We start from the raw sequence: 3,381 nt of genomic DNA on the forward strand, positions 1-3,381 counted from the left end.
CTATATTCCGGGCTGCGCGCGCATCGATGCGGCCTTGCGCGCGCGTCTCGCCGATGCCGCCTGTCTTCTGTTCGACGGCACGGTCTATACCGACGACGAGATGATCGTCGCCGGCGTCGGTCAGAAAACCGGCGCGCGCATGGGGCATCTGGCAATCTCGGGAGAATCGGGTTCGATCGCCGGCTTGGCCGATGTGAAGGTCGGCCGCCGTGTCTTCGTCCACATCAACAACACCAACCCCATCCTTGACGAGAATTCCGCCGAGCACGCGGCGGTCAAGGCGGCCGGCTGGGAAATCGCAAGCGACGGTATGGAGATGGAATTTTGAGCGACTTCCGCGATGCAGCCAAAGGCGGACTCTCCACGAGCGCTCTCGAAGCCGTGTTGAGACAGGTTGGCGCCGAGCGCTATCACAATCGCCATCCCTTTCACCACAGGATGACCAGCGGCGCATTGTCGAAGGCCGAGATGAAGGCCTGGGCGCTGAACCGCTATTGCTATCAGGCGGTCATCCCGCGCAAGGATGCCATGATACTCGTGCATGCCGAGGATCCAGCGTTTCGCGCCGCGTGGCGCAAGCGGATCGAGGATCATGACGGCGAGGACGGCTGGAGCGGCGGCATCGCGCGCTGGCTGCATCTGGCAACTTCGCTCGGCCTGGACGCCGAGGCCGTGAAGAGCGAAAGGCTGGCACTGCCGGCGACGCGCTTCGCGGTGGGCGCTTACCTTTCCTTTTGCACAAACCGGACGTTGTTCGAGGCGGTCGCGTCCTCGCTGACCGAGATGTTCTCGCCACTCATCATCGGCGAGCGGGTGCCGGCAATGCTGGCCAAATACGACTACATCACCGAGGACACGCTGGCCTATTTCAGGCAACGGCCCGAACAGGCCTCACGTGACGCCGACTTCGCCCTCGCCTACGTGCTCAGCCACGCCGATACGGCGGAGCGCCAGCAGCAGGCAATCAATGCACTGGTGTTCAAATGCGATATACTCTGGGCCATGCTTGATGCGCTTCAACACGCCTATGGCGAGCAGGGAAACATACCGCCCGGCGCCTTCCAGCCCGAGGCAGCCCAATGATGGCGCTGCGCGAAAGAGCCGTGGTGTCGCTGCGGTCGATACCTTCGCTGCCGAAGCACGTGCGCATACAGTACGATTCTGTGCGGCAGGCATTCGCCGTGCTTTCACCCGAAAAGATATTCTGGCCGAACGATGTCAGTCTCGATATTTTGCGCCGCTGCGATGGACGGTCAACGGCAGGCGATATCATTGCTGGCCTTGCCGCGGATTATGAGGCCGAACAGGAGGCCGTGGCGACCGACGTCCTCGCCTTCCTGCAGGAATGGTCGGACAAGCTGCTGGTGAGGTTATGAGCACGCCCCTCCTCCCTCCAATCGGCATGCTGGCGGAACTGACGCATCGCTGCCCGCTGCAATGCCCTTATTGCTCCAATCCGCTGGAACTGCTGAAGGCCAATCGCGAACTCGACACAGAGACCTGGCTCGCCCTGTTCTCGGAGGCCGCCGATCTCGGAGTGCTCCAGGTGCATCTGTCCGGTGGCGAGCCGACACTGCGCCGCGACCTCGAGCAATTGATCGCCGGGCTTGCGGGGCGCGGCGTCTACACCAATCTGATTACCGCGGGCGTTGGCATCGTCGAGGGCCGTATCGAGGCATTTGCCGAAGCCGGCCTCGACCATCTGCAACTGAGCTTTCAGGGCGCGCGGCCGGCGACCACCGATCGCATCGGCAACCACAAGGGCGCTCACGAAAAGAAGCTGGAGACGGCACGCCGCGCGCGCGTTGCCGGTCTGCCTCTTACCATCAACGCACCGATCCATCGCCATAACATCGAGGAAGTGCCGGAATTCATCGATCTCGCCCTTTCGCTGGGCGCGGAGAGGCTCGAGATCGCCAATGTGCAGTATGCCGGCTGGGCGTTGACCAATCGCGACCAACTGATGCCCGAGCGTGAAGCGGTCGACAGGCAGGCGGAGATCGTTGCGGAGGCACAGGAGCGACTGGCCGGCATCATCAACATCGATTTTGTGACGCCGGACTATTTCGCGATCTATCCCAAGCCGTGCATGGGCGGCTGGGCGCGGGACGCCTTCATGGTGACGCCTGACGGCACCGTACTGCCCTGCCATGCCGCGCAGACGATCCCGTCGCTCAGCTTCGAGCGTTTCGAACCACGCAGGCTGTCCTCGATCTGGGCCGATTCACCGGGGTTCAATGCCTTTCGCGGCACGGACTGGATGCAGGAACCCTGTCGCGGCTGTGAGCGGCGCGAGATCGACTGGGGCGGCTGCCGCTGCCAGGCGATGGCGATCGCCGGCGATGCCGCTGCAACGGACCCGGCTTGCGCGAAATCGCCGATCCATGCTCGCATGGCAATGCTGATCGACGAAGCCAAGCGCATTGCCACAGCCCCTTCGAGAGAAGAACCGTTCGTCTACCGGCGGATCGGCGCCATGACCGAATCCGCCTGACCTGGCGAGAAAGCGCGTCTCACCCCCTCCGCAAAACGCGAAGCGTCTGCTCGTCAAACAATGGCTCGTCCTGGCCGATGCGCACAAACAGCAGGCTGTGCCCCTCACCCGCCGGCACCTCGAAATACTGGATGCCGTCAGGCATTTCGCCCCAGACGCCGCAGGGCGGCTCCGGAATCTCGTTGGGATCGGCAAGTGCTTTCAGCTCTTTCGTATAGGCGGCGTCAGGGCTGAATGTGTAGCGTTTGACGCCGGCAGGCTCCGTGCCCTGCGTGTATGGCGTCAGCACACAGCGGGCGCTGACCGCCTTGTCGGTCTTTTCGAGGAACAGGCGGCGCAAGGCAGCCTCGGCGGTTTCACCTGATATGATGTCGAACAGTTCAACGAGAGGATCGGCCGCGCCGCCGTCGCTGTATTTGATGGCAAGCGCGTTGTCGGCGAATTCGAAATGGATCTGGCGGAAGCCGAAGTCGCAGCGTTGCGCCCAGGCGGCCAGCCCGATATTTTTGTCAGACAACCTTTCCCAGACGCATTTGTCGATCGGCGGGCGCGACGGCGCCGGCTCGTCTGCCATCGCGGACATTGTCGCGGATGCAAGCAGGGCGCTGGCCCAGATGATCGATCTCATGGCGCTATTCATCGCTGCATCCTGTTTAGGTAAAGGCATCCCATGAGGAGCCGTCTGGATTGGCATTGGGGAAGTCGGCTGGCACGCTCAAACCAGCCCGAGCAGAAAGGCCGCGCCACCGAGAAAGCCTGCCGAGCAGAGCCATAGCAGCCAAAGCCCCCGGACCCGGCATTCGAGCACCGCCGAGCCGGGGTTGGCGGGGTCATAGTGCACGTCGACCTTGCTGCCTTCGACATACTGCCGTGCCTGGCCGCCGACG

Annotated in this window: 7 protein-coding genes; 5 read left to right on the forward strand and 2 right to left on the reverse strand. The window is 63.1% G+C overall.

The window, feature by feature from the left end:
• The 4 genes from EN750_RS24845 to pqqE all read left to right on the forward strand — a co-directional run.
• The coding region (locus EN750_RS24845; RefSeq protein WP_245482796.1) for an MBL fold metallo-hydrolase at positions 1–328 on the forward strand (328 nt) is incomplete at its 5' end.
• Positions 325–1,083, forward strand: a complete 759-nt coding sequence (gene pqqC, locus EN750_RS24850; protein WP_127398037.1) for a pyrroloquinoline-quinone synthase PqqC — start codon at positions 325–327, stop codon at positions 1,081–1,083. The genes EN750_RS24845 and pqqC, both read left to right, overlap by 4 nt.
• Positions 1,080–1,376 (forward strand): pyrroloquinoline quinone biosynthesis peptide chaperone PqqD, encoded by a 297-nt coding sequence (gene pqqD / locus EN750_RS24855; protein WP_127398039.1) that lies wholly within the window; start codon positions 1,080–1,082, stop codon positions 1,374–1,376. Before pqqC ends, pqqD begins: the two co-directional genes overlap by 4 nt.
• Positions 1,373–2,494 (forward strand): pyrroloquinoline quinone biosynthesis protein PqqE, encoded by a 1,122-nt coding sequence (pqqE, locus tag EN750_RS24860; protein ID WP_127267407.1) that lies wholly within the window; start codon positions 1,373–1,375, stop codon positions 2,492–2,494. Before pqqD ends, pqqE begins: the two co-directional genes overlap by 4 nt.
• Before the next feature lie 19 nt (positions 2,495–2,513).
• On the opposite strand, the gene EN750_RS24865 is transcribed toward pqqE, so the two are convergent.
• Entirely contained in the window at positions 2,514–3,011 is a 498-nt protein-coding gene (locus EN750_RS24865) for a hypothetical protein (RefSeq protein ID WP_245482797.1), read from the reverse strand.
• Positions 3,012–3,027: 16 nt separating this feature from the next.
• On the opposite strand from EN750_RS24865, the gene EN750_RS40950 reads away from it, so the two are divergent.
• The gene (locus EN750_RS40950) at positions 3,028–3,168 is read left to right on the forward strand and encodes a hypothetical protein (protein WP_245482798.1); all 141 of its coding nucleotides are present in this window, start codon (positions 3,028–3,030) and stop codon (positions 3,166–3,168) included.
• A 41-nt stretch (positions 3,169–3,209) separates the two neighbouring features.
• Here the strand turns inward: EN750_RS40950 and EN750_RS24870 are convergent.
• Positions 3,210–3,381, reverse strand: a 172-nt coding sequence (locus tag EN750_RS24870) for a DUF3592 domain-containing protein (protein ID WP_127398043.1), incomplete at its 5' end; no start/stop codon positions are given.

The organism is Mesorhizobium sp. M7A.F.Ca.ET.027.03.2.1, assembly GCF_003999175.1.
Taxonomy (GTDB): domain Bacteria; phylum Pseudomonadota; class Alphaproteobacteria; order Rhizobiales; family Rhizobiaceae; genus Mesorhizobium.